The organism is Psychrobacter sp. N25K4-3-2 (assembly GCF_015351755.1).
Lineage (GTDB): Bacteria > Pseudomonadota > Gammaproteobacteria > Pseudomonadales > Moraxellaceae > Psychrobacter > Psychrobacter glaciei.
The window spans coordinates 1-26581 of record NZ_JADKLX010000009.1; the positions used below are offsets into that span (position 1 = coordinate 1).

Annotated in this window: 24 protein-coding genes; 10 read left to right on the forward strand and 14 right to left on the reverse strand. The window is 39.9% G+C overall.

The genetic code is table 11. From position 1 onward, the window contains the following. Nucleotides 1–238: 238 nt before the first annotated feature. Together IOD06_RS13075 and IOD06_RS13080 are read left to right on the forward strand one after the other, a co-directional pair. Entirely contained in the window at nucleotides 239–1180 is a 942-nt protein-coding gene (locus IOD06_RS13075) for a DNA-binding protein (RefSeq protein WP_194621222.1), read from the forward strand. A 9-nt stretch (nucleotides 1181–1189) separates the two neighbouring features. After that, entirely contained in the window at nucleotides 1190–2386 is a 1197-nt protein-coding gene (locus tag IOD06_RS13080) for a 3'-5' exonuclease (protein WP_194621223.1), read from the forward strand. Nucleotides 2387–2398: 12 nt separating this feature from the next. Here the strand turns inward: IOD06_RS13080 and IOD06_RS13085 are convergent, their stop codons facing one another. After that, on the reverse strand, nucleotides 2399–2743 hold the full coding sequence (locus tag IOD06_RS13085; protein WP_194621224.1) for a hypothetical protein: 345 nt from the start codon (nucleotides 2741–2743) through the stop codon (nucleotides 2399–2401). A 242-nt stretch (nucleotides 2744–2985) separates the two neighbouring features. On the opposite strand from IOD06_RS13085, the gene IOD06_RS13090 reads away from it, so the two are divergent. Continuing rightward, complete coding sequence (locus IOD06_RS13090; RefSeq protein WP_194621225.1) at nucleotides 2986–5571, forward strand: MobA/MobL family protein; 2586 nt, start codon at nucleotides 2986–2988, stop codon at nucleotides 5569–5571. Between the two features lie 89 nt (nucleotides 5572–5660). Further along, nucleotides 5661–6425, forward strand: a complete 765-nt coding sequence (locus IOD06_RS13095; RefSeq protein ID WP_194621226.1) for a hypothetical protein — start codon at nucleotides 5661–5663, stop codon at nucleotides 6423–6425. 63 nt (nucleotides 6426–6488) lie between these two features. Here the strand turns inward: IOD06_RS13095 and IOD06_RS13100 are convergent, their stop codons facing one another. The 8 genes from IOD06_RS13100 to IOD06_RS13135 form a co-directional block, all read right to left on the reverse strand. Further along, nucleotides 6489–7103, reverse strand: a complete 615-nt coding sequence (locus IOD06_RS13100; RefSeq protein ID WP_194621227.1) for a recombinase family protein — start codon at nucleotides 7101–7103, stop codon at nucleotides 6489–6491. 365 nt (nucleotides 7104–7468) lie between these two features. Beyond that, on the reverse strand, nucleotides 7469–7801 hold the full coding sequence (locus IOD06_RS13105; protein WP_041753506.1) for a DUF3817 domain-containing protein: 333 nt from the start codon (nucleotides 7799–7801) through the stop codon (nucleotides 7469–7471). Nucleotides 7802–8076: 275 nt separating this feature from the next. Beyond that, nucleotides 8077–8784, reverse strand: a complete 708-nt coding sequence (gene lspA / locus IOD06_RS13110) for a signal peptidase II (protein WP_045455808.1) — start codon at nucleotides 8782–8784, stop codon at nucleotides 8077–8079. Between the two features lie 141 nt (nucleotides 8785–8925). Next, on the reverse strand, nucleotides 8926–10206 hold the full coding sequence (gene ccmI / locus IOD06_RS13115; protein WP_045455805.1) for a c-type cytochrome biogenesis protein CcmI: 1281 nt from the start codon (nucleotides 10204–10206) through the stop codon (nucleotides 8926–8928). After that, nucleotides 10203–10772: a cytochrome c-type biogenesis protein gene (locus tag IOD06_RS13120; RefSeq protein ID WP_045455801.1), complete on the reverse strand. Its 570-nt coding sequence runs from the start codon at nucleotides 10770–10772 to the stop codon at nucleotides 10203–10205. Before IOD06_RS13120 ends, ccmI begins: the two co-directional genes overlap by 4 nt. Then, the gene (locus IOD06_RS13125) at nucleotides 10769–11425 is read right to left on the reverse strand and encodes a DsbE family thiol:disulfide interchange protein (protein WP_227670064.1); all 657 of its coding nucleotides are present in this window, start codon (nucleotides 11423–11425) and stop codon (nucleotides 10769–10771) included. Before IOD06_RS13125 ends, IOD06_RS13120 begins: the two co-directional genes overlap by 4 nt. Nucleotides 11426–11431: 6 nt before the next feature. Continuing rightward, on the reverse strand, nucleotides 11432–13480 hold the full coding sequence (locus IOD06_RS13130; protein WP_068330380.1) for a heme lyase CcmF/NrfE family subunit: 2049 nt from the start codon (nucleotides 13478–13480) through the stop codon (nucleotides 11432–11434). A 121-nt stretch (nucleotides 13481–13601) separates the two neighbouring features. Beyond that, on the reverse strand, nucleotides 13602–15818 hold the full coding sequence (locus IOD06_RS13135; protein WP_194621228.1) for a heavy metal translocating P-type ATPase: 2217 nt from the start codon (nucleotides 15816–15818) through the stop codon (nucleotides 13602–13604). Nucleotides 15819–15960: 142 nt separating this feature from the next. Here IOD06_RS13135 and cadR point away from each other — a divergent pair, with 142 nt between their 5' ends. Further along, the gene (cadR, locus tag IOD06_RS13140) at nucleotides 15961–16371 is read left to right on the forward strand and encodes a Cd(II)/Pb(II)-responsive transcriptional regulator (RefSeq protein WP_007394845.1); all 411 of its coding nucleotides are present in this window, start codon (nucleotides 15961–15963) and stop codon (nucleotides 16369–16371) included. A gap of 148 nt (nucleotides 16372–16519) precedes the next feature. On the opposite strand, the gene IOD06_RS13145 is transcribed toward cadR, so the two are convergent. Then, nucleotides 16520–17242 (reverse strand): CHAP domain-containing protein, encoded by a 723-nt coding sequence (locus IOD06_RS13145; RefSeq protein WP_194621229.1) that lies wholly within the window; start codon nucleotides 17240–17242, stop codon nucleotides 16520–16522. Nucleotides 17243–18041: 799 nt separating this feature from the next. After that, entirely contained in the window at nucleotides 18042–18686 is a 645-nt protein-coding gene (locus IOD06_RS13150; protein ID WP_045455788.1) for a DUF411 domain-containing protein, read from the reverse strand. 239 nt (nucleotides 18687–18925) lie between these two features. Here IOD06_RS13150 and lnt point away from each other — a divergent pair, with 239 nt between their 5' ends. Beyond that, entirely contained in the window at nucleotides 18926–20494 is a 1569-nt protein-coding gene (lnt, locus tag IOD06_RS13155) for an apolipoprotein N-acyltransferase (protein WP_194621230.1), read from the forward strand. A 50-nt stretch (nucleotides 20495–20544) separates the two neighbouring features. Here the strand turns inward: lnt and IOD06_RS13840 are convergent, their stop codons facing one another. Continuing rightward, the gene (locus tag IOD06_RS13840) at nucleotides 20545–20709 is read right to left on the reverse strand and encodes an ImmA/IrrE family metallo-endopeptidase (RefSeq protein ID WP_353511630.1); all 165 of its coding nucleotides are present in this window, start codon (nucleotides 20707–20709) and stop codon (nucleotides 20545–20547) included. Between the two features lie 222 nt (nucleotides 20710–20931). Here IOD06_RS13840 and lgt point away from each other — a divergent pair, with 222 nt between their 5' ends. Further along, the gene (gene lgt, locus IOD06_RS13160; protein WP_045455784.1) at nucleotides 20932–21816 is read left to right on the forward strand and encodes a prolipoprotein diacylglyceryl transferase; all 885 of its coding nucleotides are present in this window, start codon (nucleotides 20932–20934) and stop codon (nucleotides 21814–21816) included. 439 nt (nucleotides 21817–22255) lie between these two features. Continuing rightward, a complete protein-coding gene (locus IOD06_RS13165; RefSeq protein WP_194621231.1) occupies nucleotides 22256–22864 on the forward strand; it encodes a hypothetical protein in 609 nt (202 codons plus the stop codon). Nucleotides 22865–23040: 176 nt separating this feature from the next. Here the strand turns inward: IOD06_RS13165 and IOD06_RS13170 are convergent, their stop codons facing one another. After that, the gene (locus tag IOD06_RS13170) at nucleotides 23041–23208 is read right to left on the reverse strand and encodes a hypothetical protein (RefSeq protein ID WP_194621232.1); all 168 of its coding nucleotides are present in this window, start codon (nucleotides 23206–23208) and stop codon (nucleotides 23041–23043) included. A gap of 599 nt (nucleotides 23209–23807) precedes the next feature. On the opposite strand from IOD06_RS13170, the gene IOD06_RS13175 reads away from it, so the two are divergent. Beyond that, complete coding sequence (locus tag IOD06_RS13175; protein WP_194621233.1) at nucleotides 23808–24443, forward strand: hypothetical protein; 636 nt, start codon at nucleotides 23808–23810, stop codon at nucleotides 24441–24443. 18 nt (nucleotides 24444–24461) lie between these two features. Continuing rightward, entirely contained in the window at nucleotides 24462–25547 is a 1086-nt protein-coding gene (locus IOD06_RS13180; protein ID WP_194621234.1) for an ImmA/IrrE family metallo-endopeptidase, read from the forward strand. Between the two features lie 393 nt (nucleotides 25548–25940). Here IOD06_RS13180 and IOD06_RS13185 read toward each other — a convergent pair whose 3' ends face one another. Further along, on the reverse strand, nucleotides 25941–26501 hold the full coding sequence (locus IOD06_RS13185) for a hypothetical protein (RefSeq protein ID WP_194621235.1): 561 nt from the start codon (nucleotides 26499–26501) through the stop codon (nucleotides 25941–25943). Nucleotides 26502–26581 lie beyond the last annotated feature (80 nt).

The window sequence follows — 26581 nt, forward strand, 5'->3', positions numbered from 1 at the left end:
CCCTAGTTTTATCACTACGCAGTTTTAAGGCCGATTAGGTACATCACCATCGAAAACATCAGTAGAAACGCTTACAAAAGACCTTGTAAGCGTTTTTTTTATACTTAGTAATATTATCATAGTATGATAGCAAGTAATATTATCATAGTATGATAATATTACTTGCTATCATTTATTATTATGCTATCATTAAGTTTAAGAAACAGATCATGACCATATTATATAAGGCTTACAGACAATGAGTATTTCAAAAGAGTTAGAGCAAAATATTCACAACACTATCAATGTGCTTGTCGATCAAGACATTAAACCAACGTATGAAGCGATCAGAGGGGAGGGCGGTTACTCGTACAATTCCATCAAACCTGCATTGAAGTCATGGCGCGAGAACAAAGCCGCAGCTGGAGAGCCGAGCGAGAAAAAAGCGGCTGAATTTACGGTTGACGAGGAATTAAAAAAATCGGTTCTAGGTGAGCTTGAAATGATGGTCACTGACTTACTTGTCAATGTCACCAGTCAAGCGCAAGAAAAGGCAAACGAAACGCTTAATTTAGAGCGTTCCGCACATGACGAGACAGTCAAAAATCTAAATTCAGAAGTAGCAGAGCTAGAGAGCTATATTGAGACAACAGATAAAGAGAATGAGCAGCTTAAAACTGACAAGATGGAGCTTGAAAAATCTAATGCGGATCTAGCCGATAAAGTCGAGCAAACAAGCAACGACAACAAAGCGCTAAAACGTGACGTTGAGAGCGTAGAGAGTGATAACGCTAATTTTAAAGCTAGTAATCAACAACTAACGACCGATCTAACGAAAGCTAAAGCTGAAAAATCAACATTGCTAGAGCAAGTCGATAAGCAAAAATCGGAGCTTGAAAAGTCAACTAAACAAATTGACGATCTACAAGCCAAGAGTAACGAGCAGCTGACGCAAATTGCACAGCTTAGCGGTGAGATAAAAGGCTATGAAAAGAGCGACAAGCAACTACGCGCAGAGCTTGAGAGCTTAAAAGCTAAACATGATGGTTATGTTGGCGAAATCGCAACACTCAAAGAACAAAACAAACAGCTATCGAGTGATGTTGATAGCTTTGAGCTTGCACAGCAGACGGAAGCAGAAATCGCAGAGAGTGAAAGCAAAAAAACTACCACAGCTCGCAAAACAGCTGCTAAAAAATAAAGGTGAAAAATGAGTATAGAAATTCAAAGGAACAGCAAAACAAAGCAAGTCGAAAAGCCAAAAATAAAGCTCAATAAAAGCTTATTGACGGCTTGTGAGGAGCTTGAGCGTATCGCTGACAGCTTGGAGAATGATAAGCGCATCAAGGTGACAGCGAAGGGCGTTAATGCTATCAATCGTGAATTTAAATCTAACATTGATTTACACGCAATCAGAAAGCTTAAATTTGATGATTTTAAAGATGACTTTGACCGCCCTATTAGCCCTGTTAATATAGCTAATGAGCTAAAATATCTTGCTAAAAAGGTAATAGCTAGAGAACAGATATTACAGCATATAGGCAATCTTGCAGACGTTGAAAAAGCACTACAGATAGACATTACCAGCCACTTATTCAATAAGTCCGAGCTTGTTAAGTATATGCGTCAAAACAATCTTAAATTCAAACAAGAATACAGCTTGAACGAACCTCACAGATTGTATTGGGGTAAGCGTGACGATTATGAAAAGCACTTCTTTTTTCCTTTCCAATATCGACCAAAAACAGCAACCGAGATTGAGCGAGAAAAGAAGCAAGCGGAGCGAATAAGAAAAGCAGCAGCAAAAAAATCTTTGCAGACTAAGAGAAAGAATGAAAAGGCAGATAAAAAGCGCAGAAAATCAGCAGATAAAATAACTCAAGAAATCGCTAATCGCATTGACGAGTATTTACTAAATAGCGACCCTACTATACCTCTGTTTTTAGACACTGAAACAACAGGACTAGGCGCAAAAGATGAAGTAATAGAGATCGCTATAGTTGATATAAACAACACCGTTATTATTGACACGCTAATCTATACTAAACGCGATATAAGTTATGATGCTTATGAAGTGAACAACATAAAGAAATCTGAAATTGAGAGTATGCCAAAATTTAAAGAGATGCAAAACCAAATTTCAAAGCTCATAAAAGACAGAGATTTATATATATTCAACGCTGACTTTGATATTGAAAAGATGAAAAATTCGGCAACTAATACTTTTAATTTAGAGCCAAGATCAACTAATTGCTTGATGTATTTAGCTATGAGAAAATTTAATCAACATTACTATATAAGCTTAGCTAATGCGTGTGAGCGTCTAAGTGTCGATTGTGGCGATCATAGAGCATTGAATGATACATTAGCATCAATCAGGTTATACAAGGCTATGATCGCTAAATAAGTGCTAATTAGACTATATTAGGTTAGCATTTTGTTGACCGCTATTAGTCAATACATCATCACTGTTTTTATGCTCAAAGCTTTTAGAGTGATCGCTAGACTTCACTTTACTAACGGCTTGTAGTTTATCTGCTATTTTTTTAGCTATTACACGATCAGCTTTACGCTTTAGAAATTTAGTGTTTTCAGCTTCTATTACAAAGAAATCTTTAATATCTTTATTATCAGATTGTAAAGCGTTCTCAAGCCATTCACCAAGTACGATATAATAGTTATTTTTCTCATCGTTTAAAGCGTTCTGTGCTTGTTTAACAGCATCTAATTTATCAGTTAATAAACTATCTTCAATTAGAGACATAACCAATTCCTTTTTTTGATGTTATAATAATAACCTAATATATCATTTAATAATAAGCTTAGCAATTTTTAAATGCACAAGACCACGGCTTTTTGTGGACGCAGTTGTATTTCCCCTCTCTGGTAAGAGCGAACTTAGGAGTTTATGATAAAAGACCCGCAAGGGGTACTATTTTTATCATAAACTCCATCGGTTCGCTCTACGAGGTCAAAAGCCAAAGCATAGCATACGGAGAAAAGGCAATGAATAGGCAAGGTTATCATGTGAGTGTCAGCCCTGTTAGCAAAGGAAAAGATGACAGCGTTATTGCTAAATCTGCTTATAATTCAGGTTCTGAATTAGTCGATAAAAAGACTAATAAGACACATGATTATAGCTCAAAATCTACTGAAAAAATAATCAAACTAATAGATAAAAACGGCAACGAAACAACGAAAACTATAGAAAAGAATGTCGCTTATTCTGTTCTAATATTACCAAAAAAAGCTAGCACTGTTGAAGTTGAAAGAGAACAATTTTGGAATGATATAGAGCTTATAGAAAAGTCAGAAAAGGCGCAGCTTGGCGTTGAGATTGATGTCATGTTCCCTATCGGATTAGATGAAAATAAGCGTATAGAATTAGTTGAAAAATATAGTCAGACGCTTGCTGATCGCTACAATGTTTTAGTTGATTTAAATATACATAAACCGCACACGCACACGCAAGAAAAAGACGGTCAGATTTTAGAAATAACTAAAGATAATTATCATGCACATATTTTATTATCAAGTAGAGAAATATTAGCAAATGACGATAATAGTTACTCATTATCTAAGCGCAAAAATTGGAGTCTTTGGGCGACAGGTGAGCGATTGAGTAAAGGGTTAAACGGACGAGGTGACGAGCTAAAATATCAGCGCAGTTTGTGGGCTGATCTCGCTAATGAAATGCTACCTGAAAACTTAAAAATAACTGACAAGTCTTATCGAGAGCAAGGCATTAATCAGCTTCCAAAAATGAAACTTGGTAAATCATTATACAGAGACATATTAAAGGGTAAGAAGTCAGTAATTAACGAGTATAACGAGACTATAGATGACTTAAATAAGTACATTAAAGAGAGTGATTTAGAGATTGATTACAACGATGACGGACGCATTGACGATGAAGTCAATATTCAAGAATTCAAAGGCGTACAAGTCGAGTATAAAAAACGCAAACCTTTTGCAAGTATTGACTTGAATAAGATAGCTTTTAAAGTACCCGTCAATGAGCTACAAAAAGAGCAAGATGATATTAATATCTTAGATAGCTTTATGAGCTTAGCTGATGATATTGAGACTAAGAAAAAGACGGAGCGCAGCGCTTTATTATCCACTATAAATACATTACAAGACGTATTATCAGAACAAGCAAAAATCGTAATCACACTCAATAATAACTATCAAACATTACCCAAAAAATTAGCTGATCTTGGCGTTGATCGAACAGACGATATAAAGACAATAAAAAGTAGCATTACATTAATTAGAACGTATGACGAGAACGAAGCAATCAAGCAATCAGTCAAGTTATTAGAGCAGTTCAGACAAGACGAAACACAGCAGACAACGCAAAGCGTTTTAGAGATAAAAAATAATTTATCCACTATAGATGAACAGACCAAAAAAAATAAGCTAATACTTAATAAGATTATACCAATTAATAACGACTTAATAGCTAAGTCCAAAAAGCTTCAAATACTTGATAAGCCTTTCACTAAACTATTAGCAAAAGTAGCTAAAGACATTGAAAAAATCAATGAATTATTGATAGAAAAAGAGGTAAAAGGCGATGAGTGGCAAGAGCGATTTAATGATTTAGGCGCTATAAAAGTAACCGACAATATTGATACTTATAACAAGTTTATGAGACTCGCTGATTATGATGTTGAGAGCATTAAACAGCTTGAGCAAGAATACGAAAATCTCAAGCAGATTAAAGCAGAGCAAATAAGCGATAAGACACAGCAGCAGCTTGATGATCTAATGACTTCTATTAGCGTCTATAAAGAGACAACAGATACAGAACTAAAAGCACTAAAAGAGCAAGTCAATACTGCTTCTAAAACTTATCAGCGCTTAGAGCCGTCATATACAAAACGCCAAAATCTACTAGACGCTCAAGAAGCTGTTATTGAGCAAGATGATGACTTATATAACGAGATAATAACGACCAAAACGACACAGCTAAACCCTGAGAAAGTTGATGATTGGCAGCGCAGAACAGACGCCCTACAAGCTCAATTAATCAAAGAGCAGGAACAAGCAGCGCTTAAAAAACAAGCTGATGATAGACACCAAGCAGCGCTTAAAGAACAAGCAGAGCAGGAACAACGAGAGCAGCAAAAATCGGAGCAAATCAAAGCTTATAAAGATAGGTTTAAAACATTTTCTGTTCGTGTTGATGAGGTAATAAACGATCTTAATTTTAAGTCTATTGGCGCATCTGGTCAGCTTATAGATAGCGCTGAAAAATTAACAGCAACAGCGATGAATTTAGACGCTTTACAGCGAGTTGAGAACATAACAGAGCTACAGCAAGAATCAAGACAAGCAGACTTAGAAAGCACTAAAAAATTATCTAAAGACGATACTAAAAACTTTATCAATGAGCTTAATAAGATGACAGACAACAAGCAGAAAATTGAAGTCATCGAACAGCTAAATGACAAGTTTGATGAAGTCATTAAACTACAGCAGAACAACGAAACAATCAAAGAGCTACTACCGCAGCTGGAGCAGATACAGAACGCAGCACAGCAAAAGCTTGATAGAGCTAACAGCTATTCATCACCGCGACTATAAGAGAGATAAAAATGAGCGATCAACAACTACATGACGACATAGAAAAGATCGTCATAGCGTTAAAGCAAGTGCTTCCAGTGCTGATAAATTTGGGCGACAAAGCAAGCGATAATATAGACAAAAAGCTTGATAAAAGTATTAATAAGATAGACGGTAAGATTGATGATTTAGATGGCGCTGTTCACCGATTAAAAGAGAGAGTAAGATTAAATAACCTGTTCTTTATGGAGGCTGAAAACAAGGCGCTAAAGCTGCTAAAAGAGGGCGTTAAAGAACTAACGCAAACTGATTTAAAGCGCGAGTATAGCGCACAAATAGCGCAAGTTATTACTAATATTGAGCCGTTTATTGAGAGCAAGATTAATGATGAAATCGAGAAATTGATTGAGCATAAAAAATTATCTATTAGCAATCACAACGAACAAGTAAAAGAGATCAACGACAAGCTTGAAAGCAACATGACAACAATACACACAGCATTGCTTGAGAGTATCGACAAACTCAACACCGCAAGCGCAGACGCTAATACTAGATATGACGAAGATTTAAGTAAGCTAAAGCAAGTCGCAGTAATGCATAACAGCGCTTTACAGAGCGTCAAAAACTCTACAGATGTAACAGCTAAAGATATGAAAACGACATTAACAAGCATTAAAAGAAATTCTGTTTTCATGTCGCAATCACCTGCGACTATGACCGCCATGACCGCAGGTTTTTTATCTTTATGTTTGATCGCTTCAATCGTCTATGTGTACGACTTATGGTCACAGATGTTTATATCAGCAGCCATTTTGTGCGTGCTGTTAGGTGCAGTTTGGGTGTTTATAGCGTGGCTCGACGGTAAAGAAAACTAAGCGCAATATAGCTTTGTGATTTTTAAAGTCAATTAAAGATGATATATATTGAGTATTTGAGTATTACTTCGTGTCTTTAGCTATAATAGCTATCAGCTGACGTGAGCACTTAGCCGTAGCTTGTATTTCGGAGTAGCTATGTCCAGATTTTAGCAGACTAGCGATAATCTTACGCTTCTCAGTGTCTTTTCTACGTCCAGGATATTTGCCTTCAGCCTTAGCACGAGCAATACCTTGCATCTGACGGTTACGTCGATCTTCATAGTCCTTTCTAGCAATAGCAGCGAGCATATCAAGCATCATCGAATTGATGGCCTGCAATATGCTGCTCATAAATTCAGTGCTGCTCTCTGGCTGAAGCGCCATATAGGAGGTCGGCAGTTCTTTTGATACGACTGCCAGCTTTTTTTCTGATAGCATTCTTTTGAGAGTATCCCAATCAGCTTGGTTCAAACGTGCTAAGCGGTCAATCTGTTCAACCAAAATCACATCGCCTTCGTGGGCATCATCGATCAGCTGCATTAACTGCGGACGTATCAAAGTTGCGCCTGATTCGTTTTCGACATAGAAGGCGGCAACTTTGTGGCCATGATCTTTGGCAAATGCTATAAGTTCGCTTTTGGCACGCTTAGCATCTTGTTCTTTGGTAGACGCTCGTAGATACGCTCTAATAAACATAAACACCTAAAATAGTCTGTTATAAGTGGTTCCATTATACCAGTCTGTTTTAAGTGGTCTATTAATTAGTTTTTGGGGCTTTTTATGTGGTTCCGCTAGGGTATACCCTACGATAACAGGAAATCCATCGCGGATGACAAAACCTATTTAGTTTTTAAACGATATGGATTGGTCGATAGCGTGTAAGATAAGTTGGAAAAACGAGTAGAGTATTGAATCATCCATACTGGGCTTAAAATGAATTTTTTTTGTGAGTAATTTCTGCTCGATGTTATTCATTTGTCGCCATCTGAGTCATGGCGACTTCTGATTCAATCAGAGAAAGCAATTTTGAGCAATAAGGCATGCTTGCAGCAGGGTTTGTTCTAGGCTTCTTTACTTACGCTTTTTTGTAGATTCTTTTTTAGTAAATGATCAAATATGAACGGGCCAAATGGTAAGAGTGATCCGAGTACGCCCGCAGGTATTGCCCAACGAGGAATTTTTACTTTGATAGCTGTGCCTACAAGTACTACGATATAGACAATGAATAGTACACCGTGCGCCATACCGATATATTTTACACCTTCTGGAATGTCCATCATATATTTTAGTGGCATGGCGATGAAGAGCAATAATAAGAAAGAGGTGCCTTCTAGGTAGCCTATAAGGGTAAGACTTTTTAACGCGGTCTCTTGTTTTTTTCTAAGGCTGTGAATTTTTTCAATAGTTGGCTGAGCCTGTGACACTATATTTTCCTTTTGTTATTATCAATAAAGAATTTATGGATTATTCAATGTCTCTATAATAATGGCTCTACGCAGAGCTTTTAAGTATTGGGTTTTAAGACCTAAAATGAGTGAGTACCTATACCAGTCATACATTACCTTCCAGTTCACATTTTATAAACATACTCAAGTATAAAAAGTATTTTTCCGTATAGAGTGACTACGACGCTAGTTCATTTTGTTTGTGATAATCGGCATCAATGTGCTTATTTATTACGCTTACTTTCTAAAAATATCATGTCAATTATAATCAATGCGACACCGACACAGACACCTATATCTGCAACATTGAAAATAGGATAATTCCAGACATCAGCATAATGCACATGGATAAAGTCAACCACTTTGCCAATTCTTAAACGATCGATTAAGTTGCCAATCGCACCGCCAAGCACTAAGGCCAACCCCATAGACAATAGCTTGGCTGTACGTGGCGCTTTGATTAAATAAATCGTTAAAAAGATAGCCATTACAAAAGCTAAGCCTGAGAAAAACCATTTCTGCCAACCGCCAGCGTCGGCTAAAAAGCTAAATGCTGCCCCATAGTTATAAGCGAGTGTCCAGTTGAGAAATGGTTCAATGACCGGTACGGGGTCATTGAACGCTAATTTGGTTTGGGCCAACCACTTAGTCCATTGATCAAGTATTAATACCATTATCGCCAACAAATACCAGATAAAAGCGCGACTGCCATTGGCAACCATTTTTGGCATTTTATCCAACTTACCTTTAGGTGTTATCGAGTTGCCTGAAGTCACGTACATAGCTTTAGGCGTATGATTCATGGTTTTAGAGTCAATCGATTGATGAGTACTACTCACAGCTATAGGTACTTTATTGTCAGCAATATTAGTACTAGCCGATTCAACGCTATTCAATTTAGTACTATCTAATCTGTCGGTAGATTCAGTCATAGTTGTTTTCTTTATCTGTGTTTATACAATGAACAATGTTAAACGTATATGTTTTTGGTATACGACTATTAATCGCGCCACTTTTATAAACGGCGCCACTTACCGCTCTGGTGTTATGAAACTTACGGTAATAATTTTTTATTAGGGAATCTGTTGATTGATTTCAACATTAACCTGAGTCTGTTCAGCGCTAATCACTATAGGATTACCCGATAAGTCGCCTGACTCTGCTATGGCATTACCGCTATGACTAATACGAGCAACGACTGCTAACTGAGTTTTGTCACTACGAGCTGAATTTAACGTGCGATCTGGCATCATCGCATCAAGATTGCTTAAGCGGATACTGGCCTCACCTTGCTTGATAATACTAATGGGTAAACGTTTGGCGGCAAACGGTGGACCTCCTTTAACTTCACGTATCGCAACAAACAACACATCATCAGCTTTCACTAACGGTAATAAATTAGCGTTAATTTTCACTGTCACGTCAATACCTTCTAGCGCTTGCTTTTCTTGCGTGCTAACGTAGTTGCTTAACTCATCTAAGCTTGCTAAAGCTTTAGTATGATCACCTGGTTTGGCCACAATGCTGCCTTGTAAGCGTTTAATCCAACCTTGCGCTTGGGCAAAGTTACTACTACGAGTCTCACCCATTGCCATGAGCATTTGAGCCCGTTCATGTTGCGGATTTTTAGCTAATATAGCTTGTAATACACGGCGAATATTAGCGTCTAACTGACCTTCATTAACAAAAAAACTAGTCTGAGCATAAGTAGTAGCAATCTCCTCGTTATCAGGTGCTAAACGATAGGCACGCGATAAGGCTTCTAACGCAGAGTCAGTCGCCTCCATAGATAAGAAAAGCTCGGATAGGCGCATCCAGCGATTAGGATCATCAGCATTACGATGAACATTGGTTTGCATGGCGCTAATCAGTTGACGACCATCTTCAAACGCCCATGATGGCGGCTTGTCAATTTTAGCTGTCAATAGGTCGTCAGCCACTTGTCCTACTTTGTCCTCGCTTGTCCACAAATCAAACACGGGCGTACGATTGCCTATTAGTAAATACGCCATTGCAGCCAATATTGGGATCCAAGCTGCGACAATTAAACGGCTTTTGACATCAGGGGTGACCATAGGTGTTATCTGACGCTGCGCATCTAATAGCTGACGCTCAAGCTCCAGCTTTTGATTTTGATAATGGCTATTATTAATAGTACCGCTGTCTTTATCTGTTTGTAGCTCAGCTAAACGTTCGCGAAATACTGCAACATTAATATCTAGCAGTTGATTGTCTATTGGTTTGGACTGCAAACGCGGTGCTCGTAGCCATGGCATAATAGCAATCAGCGCAAATATAAGAGCAATCAGCAAGCTTAGAGTTACAAATAAGCCAAAAGTAGAAAATAGGGTCATTTTTTGTCCTCTAGGCTAGTAATATCGTGGTCGACATTCTCAGCTTGCGATAATAGACGATCAAGCTCAGCCTTTTCCGCAGAGGTCAAGGCAGCAGTACTGTTCACTGTAACGCCGTTTTGGCCACGGGCGACAACTTGGCGACGCTTACTTTGCCAAAACCAGCCGATGATTAAGACGAGCAATAATAGTGGTGGAAAAAACCATAGGATCCATGTCGATGGTCGCATAGGCGGCTTGTAGCTAATAAAGTCACCGTAGCGCTCTTGCATATAGGCGCGTATTTCAGCATCACTACGTCTATCTTTAATTAAATCATAGACTTTTTGCTTTAGATCCTGTGCAATCGGTGCATCAGAGGCTGCAAGGTTTTGATTTTGGCATTTTGGGCAGCGAAACTCTTCTATTAATCCACGATACTGAGCTTCTTGCTGTGGTGAGTCAAAATCGTATACGTCAATAGCTGCGTTTGCCGTCATGTTAAGCAGACACGCTAGTATTAAGCTTGCTAGTTTTAAAACTATATTGGGTTTTAGTTGAGGAGCTCTTATTCGAGTAACGTTCATTTGCACATCTCCTCAACCTGAATGAGATCAGGACTATCGTTGTTCTTATTAGCCTCATTAAGTACGGTCAGGCACGGCTTAACACGCTGTTGCCAATTGGCTTCATTAATCTCACCAACAATATGCTGACGAATGATGCCATCTCCATCCACAACAAAGGTTTCGGGCGCACCAGTTATGCCTAAGTCTAGAGCAAACTGACCCAATGAATCCTGAATAGACATAGAAAATGGATCACCGCCTCGGTTTAAGTAACTGAGCGCATTACCAATCTCATCCTTATAATTCACACCAACGATATCAACGCCGCGCTCTTCTAGTTGCATTAAAAACGGATGCTCAATAACGCAAGTTGGGCACCATGAGCCCCAAACATTAAGTAAAAACGGCTTATCTGGCAAATTATCATTGGTGATAGTACGGGTAGTATCTGCTAATAACGGCAGCTCAAAGGCAGGAACCGGACGCTCAAGAGCGGTATTGGTCACAATATTTGTTGGTTTACCTAAGCGCATATACAATATCACTACTAATCCAAAAAAGAGGATAAGCGGAATTAAGAACCATAGCTTCGTCTGCTTTTTTTTCATTGTCTTTGGGTTACGCTGCTTACTGTTTTGGCTATCTTTTTGCTCAGGAGTATTATTCGACATAGTCATTTATTTCTCCTTTAGTGTCGACATCGTCGATGCTGAGATTGACTGCTCAATAGCTATCTCATTGACTCTATCAGTAGCCAGATTACCAGTAACTAGCAACGGAGCTTTAACTTTTTTGATGCGGTATCGTTTATCAAGCATGCTAATTAATCCACCTAGAGCCATGATAATTGCCCCTAACCAAATCCAGCGAATTAATGGTTTTACATAAATCCTTAATGCCCATTGGTTACTACCATCGGCAATAGGTTCGCCCAGTGCGACATAAACATCGCGCATTAGGCTAGCATCAATGGCCGCCTCAGTGGTCGGCATAGTGCTAATGATATAAGTACGCTTTTCTGGAGTCAGTTTCGCCACTTCACGACCGTTTTTGGATACCACGACTTGCGCCTGCGTTGCATCAAAGTTACTACCCTTTATTTCAAAAAATTCAGTTACTTCAAAATCGTAACCTTGAACATTGACTGTATCGCCAATACCCATTGCTACGTCTCGCTCAATACTCAAACTACTAGTAAAGGCTATGCCAATGACAGCAACCAGTACGCCAATATGAGCAGTCTGTTGACCCCAATAGCTCAGACGCAACTGCCGCAAACCGTTAAAAAGATTAGGCGCATTCTTAGTTTTATCTTTAAAATCAACTGCCATCCATAGCAGTACCCAAAAGCTAACGGCTAAAGTCACACCAATATTAAGCATAGACGATGGATTAACAAAGTAAGTAATAACGGCGGCTAATACTAAGCTACTAACGGCGATGACCATGCCTATACCCAGTAGTGGACGGGTGTCTTTTTTCCAGCGAATATTTGAGCCCATACCCATAGCTATTAATAACAGCCACGTTAAAGGTACAAATAATGCATTAAAATAAGGAGGGCCAACGGACACTTGTCCTAAACCAAAGGCATCAGCGATAATAGGATAGAGGGTGCCGAGCAGCACCACTAAGGTTGCAATCAAAATGATGGCGTTGTTGATCACTAAAAAGGACTCACGTGAAATCAGCTGATATTGGCTTTCAACGGTTAAACGCCAACCGCGAACGGCAAACATTAATAGACCACTACCGATGATAATGCCAAGAATAGCTAAGATGACCAAACCACGCGTCGGATCAGCGGCAAACGAATGCACTGAGGTAAGGACTCCAGAGCGTACCAGGAACGTGCCAAGCAAGCTTAAGGCAAAGGCGAAAATAGCCAGCATGATGGTCCATGCTTTAAACACCCCGCGCTTTTCAGTGACTGCTAATGAATGCAGCAATGCTAAGCCGACAAGCCAAGGCATAAACGAGGCGTTCTCTACCGGATCCCAAAACCACCAACCGCCCCAGCCAAGCTCGTAGTAGGCCCACCACGAGCCCAGTGCAATACCAATGGTCAAAAATCCCCAAGCCGCGAGCGCCCATGGACGTGACCAGCGTGTCCAAGCAGCATCTAAACGCCCTTCCCACAATGCCGCCATACAAAATGCAAAAGGCACTACCATACCCACATAGCCCATATATAACATGGGCGGATGAATAATCAGACCGAAATCTTGTAGGACAGGATTTAAATCAGCGCCATCGACCGCTAGATTGGGTAAGGTACGTTCAAATGGTGACGAGGTAAATATCAGCATTGTTAGCATCATTAACTGTACACCGGCCAAAATAACTAATACCCGCGCACGCATTGATAACGGCAAGCCGCGACTAAAGTATGATACCAGTGCACACCATGTGGCCATGATGGTCATCCATAGCAGCAAAGAGCCCTCGTGTCCGCCCCATGTCGCCGATAATTTATAGTACCAAGGCAACAGCGTATTGGAATGCTGCGCGACGTAACTGAGGCTAAAATCATTATAATAAAAACCTGCTATCAAAGCGCCAAATGACGTTATCATGGCGGCAAACTGTGCCCAAGCTAAGCTAGGGGCTAGTCGTTGCCAAGCAACTTGGTTACGAATAACACCAATAGTTGGCAGAATTACCTGCAATAACGCCAATACAAAAGCGGTAAGCAAGGCAAAATAGCCCAATTCTGTAATCAACATACGGTCTAACCTTATTTACTCTAATGCGGTTGCAGTTTACTGTGGCGGTGGAATTTTTATTATTAGAACCCACCCCCGAAATCTGCTGCTATCTCTAGTTTTTAATTGATTTCGAAGGGTTTTATTTAACTACTTTAGGCGCAGTTACCAATGGAGGCGCGCCTTTAAAGCGCAGTAAACGTAACGCATTGAGAGTAACGAGCACTGTTGCTCCAGCATCAGCTAGAACCGCAATCCATAGTCCAGTAATGCCGAATACGGTCGTGATCAAAAAGACGCCTTTGAGACCCAAGGCGAAAATGACGTTCTGATGAATATTGGTCATAGTGGCGCGCGACAGTGCGATGAGATGAGCCATGTCCGTAACACGACTTTTCAATAATGCAATGTCGGCCGTCTCAATGGCCACATCAGTACCGCCACCCATTGCGATGCCAACATCAGCGGTTGCTAGCGCTGGCGCATCGTTAATACCATCACCCACCATCGCTATTTTGCTGTTATTCTTCATCTCGTTAAGCAAGCGCAGTTTGTCCTCAGGCAACAGCTCAGCTTCCCATTCCACATCTAAATTACTGGCAAGTGCTTGAGCGGTTAAGCGGTTGTCGCCTGTGAGCATAACAGAGCGCACACCCATCGCTTTAAGCTGAGCCACACCTTCATGAGCGTCGTCTCGTAACTCATCTCTTAGTGCGACCAATCCAAGCACTTCTCGACTTTGCTCATCAAACAGCACTGAGACGGTCTTACCCTCATTTTGCAGCGCCTCGATTTGTGCCTGTTGCTCGGCTGAAATTGATGCCTCATCTGCGGCATAAACAGGCGAACCGATAGCTAGCGCGCGCCCAGCGATAGTTGCGTGTACCGCTTTACCCGCAGTAGCAGAAGCTTTAGAAGCCACAGGTATGACAACTTTGGCGGCTTTGGCATGACTGACAATAGCTTCAGCAAGCGGGTGACTAGAACCTGTCTCCACACTGGCAAAGAGCGCCAATACCTTATCTTTACCTTGAGAACCCTGATCCTGAGAATCCTGACCTTGAACACTTGAATACTCTTGTGTAATGTCAACAACATCGGTCACGCGTGGTTTGCCTTCAGTTAAAGTGCCTGTCTTGTCAAAAGCGACTGTCTTCACTTGGCCGATGGTTTCTAAAGCACTACCGCCCTTGATCAGCAAGCCGCGGCGCGCACCGACCGCTAGACCAGAGGCGATAGCAGCTGGTGTTGAGAGCACAAGAGCACAAGGACAAGCGATCAATAATAAGGCTAGACCTCGATATAACCAAGTTGACCAATCTCCGCCCATGGTTAACGGTGGGACGATGATAATTAGGGCGGCAATAGCCATCACAGCCGGTGTATAGTAACGACTGAATTTCTCAATAAAACGGGCAGTGGGTGCTTTGGAAGCTTGCGCTTGCTCTACCAAATCAATAATGCGCGAAATAGTGTTATCGGCGGCTGTCTTTTCTACGCGCACTTGGAGCACACCATCGATGTTAATTGACCCTGCAAATACATTGTCACCCATCGTCTTGGCAACAGGAACAGACTCTCCCGTCACGGGCGAATCATCAAGGCTGGACGCACCTTGAACAATGGAACCATCAGCAGATACCCTATCTCCAGGACGCACCAGCACAAGGTCATTCACTTGTAGTGAAGTCGCTGGAACGTTACGCTGCCCACCTTGAGCATCAAGTAAAATCGCACTTTTCGGAACCAGCGATGATAAGGCTCTGATGCCAGCGCGAGCGCGATCAGCAGCGATACTCTCAAACAGTTCACCGATTGAGAACAAAAAGACAACCGCTGCGGCCTCTTCAGCTTCACCAATGATAAGTGCGCCAAGCACGGCGACGGACATCAGCGTTTCAATTGAAAAGAATGAACCTGTTTTAGCCAGTGCTAAGGCTTTGCGTGCAAATGGAAAAACGCCTACAATCACAGCGATGGCAAACACCCATATCCCATAAGCGGGGAACAGTAGTGACAGTGCATAAGCGCTGCCCATCAAAATACCGAGACCAACAACCTGTTTGCCTTTTTGAGTTTGCCACCACCGCTTATCCTGCGGAGCCATCTGATTGTCGCTGTCAATATCAATAGCCGATACAGTTTGTTGACCAGTATTGGCAGATATACCGAACCCTAGGCTTTTGATGGTTTTTTCAATATCACTAGCCTGAGTCGGCGCATCAGGGGCCAAGCTTAGCTCTAGCGTTTCTGTAGCAAAATTTAGCTCAACATCAGAAACCCCAGGCATACGTTTCAAAGCTGTTTCAATCTTGCCGATGCAACTGGCACAGTCCATACCTTCAATATGATATTTCATAATAATTTACCCTTTGAATAATGGTATTATGAACCCTCTAGTGGCTTTAGAGTCAAGGTTGTCTATCTACAGTTTTGTAAATTTAATTTCTCTAGCGCCAGTCTTTACAGCCACTTTAATTATTTAAATCATAGAGGTTGTTATGACAATCAAAATTGGTGAGCTCGCTAAACGCACAGGTGCCACAGTAGAAACCATTCGCTATTATGAAAAAGAGCGTTTATTACCCGAGCCTTTTCGTAGCGAAGGGAATTATCGTTTATATAATGAAGAGCACATTGAGCGTCTACAATTTATCCTACATTGCCGTACGCTCGATATGGCTTTAGATGATGTGCGAATCTTACTTGAATACTGGGAGTCGCCTGACAAGGACTGCGGCGATGTGAATAACTTGCTAGATGAGCACATTCATGCTGTGGAAATACGAATGGAAGAACTGATGCACTTAAAGCATCACTTGACCGTTTTACGCCAGAAATGTGCAAGTAGTGCACCAGCGTCATCATGTGGCATTTTAAACGCGCTTGTCGATAACTCCTGTCATGAGTAATGATATCAGTAGTGTTCATTTCTGACGGATCAAATCATGAAAGGTTAAATACGCCCTGATGTTAAGCACAAAAAAACCCAGCAATGATATTAAGATCACTACTGGGGTTGGAGGAAATAACAACTATGTTGTGCTGACTTATCAGGTCTTATTTATCATTCATAGCAAGGTAGATATTTCGATCTGATGCGGATGCGTCATCCACGTATTTTGAATCACGCCATGTGGTATAAGCATAGACACCACTGTATGGGCTGATGCTGTTCTGACGGAAATCAGAAATCCAGTTTTCGCCATCAAAGATTTGGATATGGCCATGTGGACGCTTTGATGAGCGATCATAGACAATAACATCACCTACTTGGGTTGGCATATCATTACTGATTTTGCTAAAACCTGCTTTATCAAGCGTGCCACGAGTGGCGTACTGATAGGCTGAAGGATTCGGGGTAAACTCATAACCTGCTGATTGTAGTGCTTTACGTACGTAACGGGCACAATATCCAGAGCTACCAGATAGAGCCACTCGTGAAGCACGAGCAGCAGCGATAGCGGGGGCTGAATTGCTATCAGGAACTGTATTGACTTGCTGCTGTTGTTTTTCAGCGTATAAGCGGCTGTTCAGCGATGAAAGCTGATTCTCTTTTTGCTTGGCCTGCGCACTTAGGTTGCTAATTGCTTGACTGATTTCATCATTATTAGAAACATAAGCACCACTGCTAGTGCTATAGATGTTTTTTGATGAACCGTAGTTTGATGCCACAGAAGTATTGGTGATGGTATTATTTGTTTGAGAGATTGTGATAGCAGCACCACTCGTTTGTGCTATGCCCATACCCAGTACTGACAAAATCAATAAAGCCTGTTTCATAAATCTAATACCTACGGTTAATTCAAAATGGTCTGTTATCAACAACAGCGCAGTCAATTAAATTTCAACAACTCAAGTATATATACGTCATAGTGACTGATACTTCTGCTGCATATTATTCATATAAAAAATGATTATTGGCGATCACAGCATCATTGAAGTCTTACGAAGCCGTTGCAAATCAAGCTGCTGACCAAAACACAAAGCCGACTTTAGCATAGGCTGTTTAGCCTGTCATCACCCTTAAAAACCCCAAAAATACTTTTTTGATGTTGAAAAAATTACTAATAATGTACATTTTACAATGTAAGTTTGTGTAACATGCACAGGATATAGCTGACTACATTGACAATAATTTTTACTGTTTTATGAGAAAAAAAACGTCTAAGCGTTAAATCCATAATTGTAGATTTAACATTTAGACGTTTTTAAATTGGACCGAGGCAATTATGCTACATAGGGTTTAACTCATTATTAAGATAATATAATAATCTATAGTGTCAATATAGACTTTAATTCCCTACTGGATTATGTAATCTTACGTAATTGTTTCGATACACTCTGTATATTCTTGTATTAGTCCTTAGTTATCTATCCATTTTAAGGGTAAATAATCGATAAATTAGCTTACATTGTCATCAAAAGTTACAAATTCAAAGTTATTTTAGCTATTAAAGTCTCAATAGCTAATGAGATTTTTGATGAAGAATCAATTTATAAGTAATAGAACAGTCTTATACCTTTCTCATTTACTTTTAACGCTAACACTATAATCAAAGTATTCTTAACTGCTAACACATTATAATTGCTGCTCTACCGATTCGATATCAGCATAAACTTGGGTCGTCCCGTCTTTATTGAGCTGCATAACCTGATAGGGCATGAATTTATTTTGATACTCCATACCTGGGCTACCAACAGGCATACCCGGTACAGCAAGTCCGAGCGCTTGTACTGGCGGATTCTCTAAAAATTGCGCCATATACTTAGCAGGTACATGGCCTTCAAAGACGTAATCATCAGTAGTGACTACAGTATGGCAAGAACGCATCTCAGTTGGAACGCTGTAGCGCTCTTTAAATACGGCTAAGTCCGCAACATCTTGCGCGGTTGCACTTAGACCATTATCTTCTGCATGACTTATCCATTCTTTACAGCAGCCGCAATTAGCATCTTTATATACCGTGGCTGAGACGTTTTTTAGTAGGTCTGGTTTACTTACTGATGTCATCATAGGGGCACTTATAACGTTTGGTTCAGCTGTCTTTGGAACAGTCACTACATCTTCAGTTGATGCCGATGTTGTGCTTGCATCAGATACGCCACTACTCGGTTGGCTACAAGCAAATAGTGATGAGGCGGCAAGTAATACTAACGTACTACGCAACCCCTTAGACAGATGACGATTGAATATAAGACTGGATTTTATTTTTAAGGTGGTCATAGTACTCTCTCATGTACTGTAAATATTGTGAGCTATAGAAGGCCACGTAACACTTCATATCGTTTGGTAATGTAGCATAATAACCCATCAAACGGGGTACGTAAATTTATCCATTGAGCAGTGCGGACTGGTATCATAAGCAGTTTTTATTTTGAAATGCTGCCTGTAGTATTAACGGGTCTATCTGAGTTTTGGATTTTGATCAAAAATTCAAGGCACATAATTTTGGATAATTTGCGATGAGCCTGTCTACTATTAATCTACAAAAGCGTTTGAGTACTCACTCAAATCAATTACCGCTATGGTTTACGCTAGTAGCAGCATGGCTTGCAGGAGCTATTTTTTTATTTGCGCTAGCGCCTTATGGGTTCTGGCCGCTAGCAATAGTGTCACCAGCGATTTTATATGCGCTGTTGGTACCAAATATGAGTGGTCGTCGCGCTTTTATTATTGGTGAAGCTTACGGTATGGGGTTATGGTGCGTCGGCGGCTTTTGGCTCTATACTGCCATCCATGATTATAGCGATACTCCAACGTGGCTCGCATTGATTATGATTGCATTGATGGGTCTCGGTATGGGACTGTTTCATGGATTTTTAGCACTAGTCTTTAACCGTATGGTAGGCAAACAACCCTTTTCATTTGCTGCTCTTTGGGTGCTACAAGAATGGTTAAAAACTTGGTTATTCACAGGCTTTCCATGGCTGTTTGTTGGTTATGCGTTTACTGAAGAGTATTGGCTATCGTCCTTAGCACCCGTTGCTGGTGTTTTTGCCGTCTCTTTTGTTGCCATACTATTGGCTGCAAGTTTAGTAGAGCTACTGCTTCGGCGCAGTAGTTATGCCGCCGTTTCTTTACTGTTATTAGCCATTAGCACATCATTATGGCTGGTCAATCCGCAATGGACAAAACCTAAGGGCACACCTGATCTGTCAGTGTCATTGATTCAAGGTAATATTTCACAAGATATAAAGTGGCTGACTCAATATCAAGTAGAAACGCTAAAGATTTATGCGAAGTTAACGCGCACTGAGTGGGGACGTGATGTTGTGGTGTGGCCTGAATCATCTATTCCGATGTTTCAGGATGAGGCTGCGGGCTTTATTAGTGAAATGATAGAAATGGCCAATGCGACCAATACTACATGGATAACTGGTATCCCTTATAAGGATAAAGCGGCATTCAATGCCAGTACGGATAAGTATCCCCCATTTTACAATAGCGTGATTGCTCGAGGTGTAGAAGCGGAAGGCCTATACAAGAAGCAGCGTCTGGTGCCTTTTGGAGAGTATATTCCATTTGAAGGCGTACTCGATATTTTCCCAAATTTGGCCGGTAGTCAGGATATTAAGAGCTATAGTCGTGGTAGTGATCAGCAGTCACCGCTACAAGTGCGTGGACACAATATAGGGACGGCTATCTGTTATGAGGTAGCTTATCCAGATACTACGCGTAAAAATGCCATCGATACTGACTTTTTGTTGACCGTCTCTAACGATGCCTGGTTTGGCACTTCAGCAGGACCATTGCAACATTTGCAAATGGTACAAATGCGCGCTCTTGAGAACGGGCGCTGGTTTATTCGAGCGACCAATACTGGTGTTACCGCTATCATTAACCATAAAGGTCGTATTGTAAAACGCGCACCGCAGTTTGAGCGTACTGTACTACGTGGTGAGATACAGGCACGGGTTGGTAACACTCCCTTTATGCTTATGGGAAATTATCCTATCTTGATAATAATAGCGCTGCTATTACTACTGAGCTATTTTGGCAAAGGTCTAACCACACTTAGAAGACGAGGGTAATAGTAAACTTAATCATAATAATTTAATCAGCATAAATTTTATTGTAGGATTCATGTTTCAGCTGCTTTAGACTCTAAGTCTTGATCAAGCGATTCTACGAAACTTTCAGATATTATCATGCTGTAGATACCTCTAACCAAATGACCATATTCGTGACATGCATCGAATCTACTTTTCTCCATAGTTTTTTTGTTATTCAAAAAGATAAAAGGCATTCACGCCTCAGTTGGTTGATTAGATTTAGGGAGAATATCACATTGCTGGGATAATTTTTTTCCGCTTGCTGCGCGCAAGCCAAACAGATGCTTCGAAATATTTATTCCAGCACCACGTTATGATCGTTGACACTCTTTTGTTTTGAACAGACGGTCGTGTTCGCAAGGGTCAAATTTTGCTATTATGACCAACATTTTATTATCAATAATTATGATACCTTTATGATGATTCATCCTCAGTATGATCCCGTTGCGCTGTCTTTGGGTCCAGTAGAAGTGAACTGGTATGGTTTAATGTACCTGCTGGCATTTGCCGCCGCTTATGGTCTGGCTTGGTATCGTAGTACCAAACGCGACAATTGGACCACCGATATGGTGTCTGATTTGGTCTTTTATGGGGCGCTTGGCGTTATTTTAGGCGGTCGGATTGGCTATGTGCTGTTTTATCAATTCGGCGAGCTACTACAAAACCCCGCATACCTATTAAAGGTTTGGGAAGGCGGTATGTCTTTCCACGGCGGCTTTATTGGCGTCATGATAGGTATGTGGTTCTTTGCGCGTAAATACAAAAAAACCACCTTTCAAGTATTCGATTTTATCGTTCCTTGCGTGCCAACTGGCTTACTGTTTGGTCGTATCGGTAATTATATCAATGGTGAACTATGGGGGCGCGTATCAGACGGTGGCTATAATTGGCTGACCTACTTTCCGCAAGCCGCTGCCTTTGATATGGAGCAATTACAGAGCAATCCACAATTGCAAGAATTAATGATTGAGGTTAATGGTCAGTACATACTGCCTCGTCATCCATCGCAACTATATGAAGCCTTCGCCGAAGGTCTGCTGCTATTTATCTTTTTATGGTGGTACTCATCAAAGCCGCGTCCACGTATGGCCGCTTCTGCCGTGTTCTTACTGGGCTACGGTATCAGCCGCTTTATCATTGAATTCTTCCGTCAGCCAGATGCTGATCAAGGATTTATCCTTTTAGGTTGGATGACCAAAGGACAAATATTAAGCGCACCGATGATTATCGCTGGCTTAATTATGCTGATTTACGCTTATAAACGTGGTATCTATGATTGGGGTAAGCAGTCTGCTTATTAGGTATGAGAGACAATCATGTATGAACTAATAAAAATGAACGCTGTGCTAACAAGATACATTCCTTTGTGAAACTGATATCTATGTTAGAGTAAGATTTTTTTATTCCTAAAGCCAATCTGTTTAGTGACAACTGGGAGGTAAGCCTTCATTAAAGGCGATCTTATATTTAATAGGTACAGCGACTAATTAAAAAGATGGATATGCCGCCATTTCATCTTGAAAGGTACACTGCTATGTACACTGAGCTGCTATGAGTATTTTGACTACTGACATCAATAGCTTGCAGCTTGATATTCAAGTCCTCACTAGGGAACCGTATCCATAGGTATATTGGTTTAATAAAACCCGCTAATTGTTAGCGGGTTTTTTATTGTGTAAGACTAATGAAGTTGTACTATCAGTATATGTAATAATCAAAGCATATTATTAGGGGGCTTTCATGCAAGAATTACTACAATTGCCAATTCAAATACAGGCCACATTGGTTGCGGGTTACTTGGGCTATGCTTTATTAAAACGAGACTACCGTAAGACCGAAAAAATAACGGATATGTGGCTACTTATATTACTATTAGGTTTACCAACAGCGGTTACTTTGCAACTGTGTGACTCAAGTTGGGCTTACCTATCAGTATTTTTTGGCTTACCACTTGCATACGGCTGGTTAAAGTTTGCTGAAGCAAAATGGACAAATTTATTATATCGTAAAAAAATTAGCCATACTCTAAATTCAGGAGACACTTGGAAAACCTTATCTGCTCATAAAGATGTAGCAGCAACCCAAATAAAATTAGTCCATAAGAATGGTAATCAATATTTATGTAATAGTACGATGGAGTTTTTTGGAGAAGCATTTGCCCCATTTATTATGGACGAAGATGGTATTGCCTTTTATGTTACGGATACTAAAGGTAAAGACGGTGTGGAATGGATAGAGGTAGCACAGGTTAAGTTAGAGCCAGAGTTTGGTAGTATGATTACTTATTTCCCTCGTGCCGATATAGAGTTTTTGGAAATGAGATATACAACACAAGTAGAGCAAGGTTAGTAAAAAAACTATTTATGCGGGTTATGTGGTGGTTTAGGCGGGGGTCTACTGGATACTGGCCGCTGCCCGTTATCACTTAATGGCCAACTACCTCGGTCTGATTTTTTTTCACCGTTGGAACTTGAATTCCCGTTGTTTGGATTACCCATAGTTACATCCTAATATTTTAAAGAAGTTTATTTATGTGGGTTGTGTGGTGGTTTCGGTGGTTTGCTAGTTGATTCTGGGTTTTGTCCAATTGCAGTGTCACCCATAGGTCTACGAATTGAGGCACCTTGGTCTGATTCGTTAATAGGTTTCCCTCTATCTTTTGAATTTGTACCACCATTTTTTGGATCGCTCATTCTTACTTCCTTATAATATAGTCTGATGAGTAAAATGCACATAAATGAAGTTTACAAGCTATTTTTAATTTATGTTATAAAGAAGTGAATGTAAAGAGTTAACTTATACCTATCGTCCAAACACAAAAAACCTGCTGTTAGAGCTACTGATAGCAGGTTTTTTGTGTTTGGAATCAATGTTTAAATGCATTGATATTCTGTGGTGGTCATCAACTACGCGGCGTCATCACGGCACTGAGCTATATTGAAAAAACTATAGAAGCTAACATGGAATATTTTAATCAGACAGCTCGATCATAATGACCCATGCTATCGATTTTATAGTCAGTTCATATCTAACACTAGCAGTTTTATGCCTGTATAGCGCATCGAACGTGTTCCCATAAGAGTCATGATGGCAAATAAAATAATCGGCTGAATATACTGCTGGAGATAGTACACAGCTAAAGGTGAATATATCAAATAGTTAGGTTTTCTGCATAATACTAAACGCAGCTGGATTCAATTCGCTCTATTTATCTTATTGACGTTTAGCTATTTACTTGCATTCTATTTCCTATTATCATACATCAACTTGATGTCAATATATCGGAAATATTATGTTTTCACTACAACCGTCGTTTGATGCTACTTCAGATAAATTTATTGATGAAACTTCTGAGGTCGTTAGTGCTCTTGCTGCCATTCACCCCAGTCTTACAACTCAACTAGTTTACGAGGTGATTCTGGCTGCTAATGAAAAAACCCAGCATGTTGGAACATCCTTTCCAACAAATGCTTTATTAGCGATGTGGCAGTTTCATATTTCAGGCTTTCTTAGAGAGAAATTATGTTCTTTTGGTTGGACCAAAGTTGATGGCAAGGGAGGAGTCGCATATGTAATATCGCCGTGTAAGGAGCATGCAATCCGTGTCTTTGCAGGTAATAAGTATGTAGGCTTAAGAGATGGAAGCGTAAGCAATAAATCGATTAAAGGTAGTACTCTTAAAGATGATATTTATCCTTTATTAAATTCTGATAAGGGAACTACCATTTGGACTTTACTTCATTACCGATTTGGTGAGTTAATGAGATTAGAGCTTTCACAGCCAAAATCATTTGCAAAAGGTAGGATTGATGACTGGAGTACGCGTATTAAACTTCCTGATATCAAATTCAACATTCCTACAACACCACGTATGAAAGATAAAGTAGAAGTAGGTGTAGTTCCTATCAAGCGTAAGAAAAAAGCTTAATTACCTTAAGGCTAATATATGTTTAATCCAAATCGATTACAGTTTGCAATCGATAGGCGGGCTGTGAGCAAAGCCGAATTAGCAGAAAAGCTAAATATTACTCCTAGAACATTAACAAATTACCTAAATGGAAATACTGAGCCTAATTTGGTTGATCTTTCAAGGGTGCTAAGCTTGCCTATCGATTTTTTTAAAGGCAGTGATTTACCAATCATTGATGAACATAGCGTTAGTTTCAGATCTCGTTCTAGAATGACCAAAAAAGTTAAAGCTGAAGCTTTAACTTATGGCATAACCGGTTTTATGCTTAATGATTGGTTTGAAGAAGAGTTTGAGCTCGTTCAGTCAGAACTTCCTGATTTATCCCATTTATCTCCTGAAGAAGCGGCTAATACGCTCCGTTATGACTGGGGTTTAGGCGATAAACCTATTGGAAGCTTAATTGCTCTGTTAGAGTCAAAAGGTATACGTATTTTTTCGATTTTTGTAAAATCGGAATATATTGATGCTTTTAGCGTTTGGTATGATGACCAGCCTTTTATCTTTCTTAATAACCAAAAAACTATGGAGAGAAGTAGATTTGATGCATGTCACGAATTAGGTCATTTGGTTAGAGATATTTACAGCATGAAAATGTCTGAAAGTTTCGGCAAATCGCTTGAGCAAGACTTAGATTCTAAAGCAGTTGAAAGAGGTGCAGATAAGTTTGCGTCTGCGTTCTTAATGCCCGAAGTTGCATTAATGGAATATAGACATGTAAACCCTACTTTAAACAACCTTATTGAGCTGAAAAAAGTGTTCGGTGTATCTTTAGTAGCACTGGCATATAGAATGCATAAATTAGGGTTAATAAGCGAATGGATTTATACAAGAGTGCTTTGTCCAGCAATTGCAAAGTATAACTATCGAAAGTCAGAGCCTCATCCTATGGATAGAGAGACCTCTCAAGTACTCAATACGATAACCAGTGAACTAAATTCAGAAGGAATGAGTCTAGATGATATTGCTAAAAAAATTAATCTTAGAAAAGCTGATATAACTCCATTACTGTTTCAACTTGCTGATAGCACAAAGCCTTTTCATTTGTTCCAAGTTTTAAAATGAAGTGAGATTGTCAGTCAAGATTGATAGCTGCTTTCACTTTGGTTACTCTTAATTCAACGACTCATGCATACATATGGGCGATCACTAAATCAAAAAATGAATGCCCATGAGTATCAATAGCTTCATTATCTATGATAAGCACCCACCTATTTGATGCTGCACCTAAGCTTTTAAAGCATCATCATTAGAAAATTGGATTACCACACAACAGTCTTGAGTTTTTTGTTATATTAGATATTATTTTTGTATAGAATTACTCATTTACTCATATGAGTAAATGAGTAATATATTTTATGAAAATAATCTCAATACTGAACACAAAGAGTGACAGCAATTTATCAGATATGAATTTCATAGCTGCAAGACATATATGTTGCTCGTCAACAATGACCATTACCACGGCATCATAGCCACCACACGCTGGCCATTTATGTAATAGCACATAAGTAGCAATATAATTTCAGGTGGAAGAGTTAGCTCTTTGGTTGTCCCATTAAGATGTTCCGTTCGCGTAATACCGTCAGCATAAGCCTTACTTTTTTTGTCGTAAAATCCAAAATAATCACCAACTAAGCGAATATCGTTTAATAGTTTTCCATGCTTTTTATCCACTGCTTTACTTATGGCAAGTGTACCCTGTGGCTCATCAATCAAGATCATCATTGCAACAAATTGCATCACACGATCATGCAGCTTGACGGACTCCATCATCTCATTATAAAAAGCATATGCCTCAGCGCCGGTACAAAGTTTTTCAAACATAGTAAGCGCATGAGCTACCATTTCTGCAATCACAGAGTCGTTTTCTGCAAACTTTATAGCAATAGTATTTCTAGCAATCGGTAGCATTACAGATAGATAACCATCACTGTCTACCACCACCCCACTATTCATGTAGGGCCCTACATCGTCTTGAATATTCAATAATGCAGATTTATGATTCTCAATAAACATTTAGTGTTACTCAGTAATCGTCCCAGTAATACTAAAAACCTCGTGTTTTTAGCTAATAAGTACAGCCTGATTGTTACTTC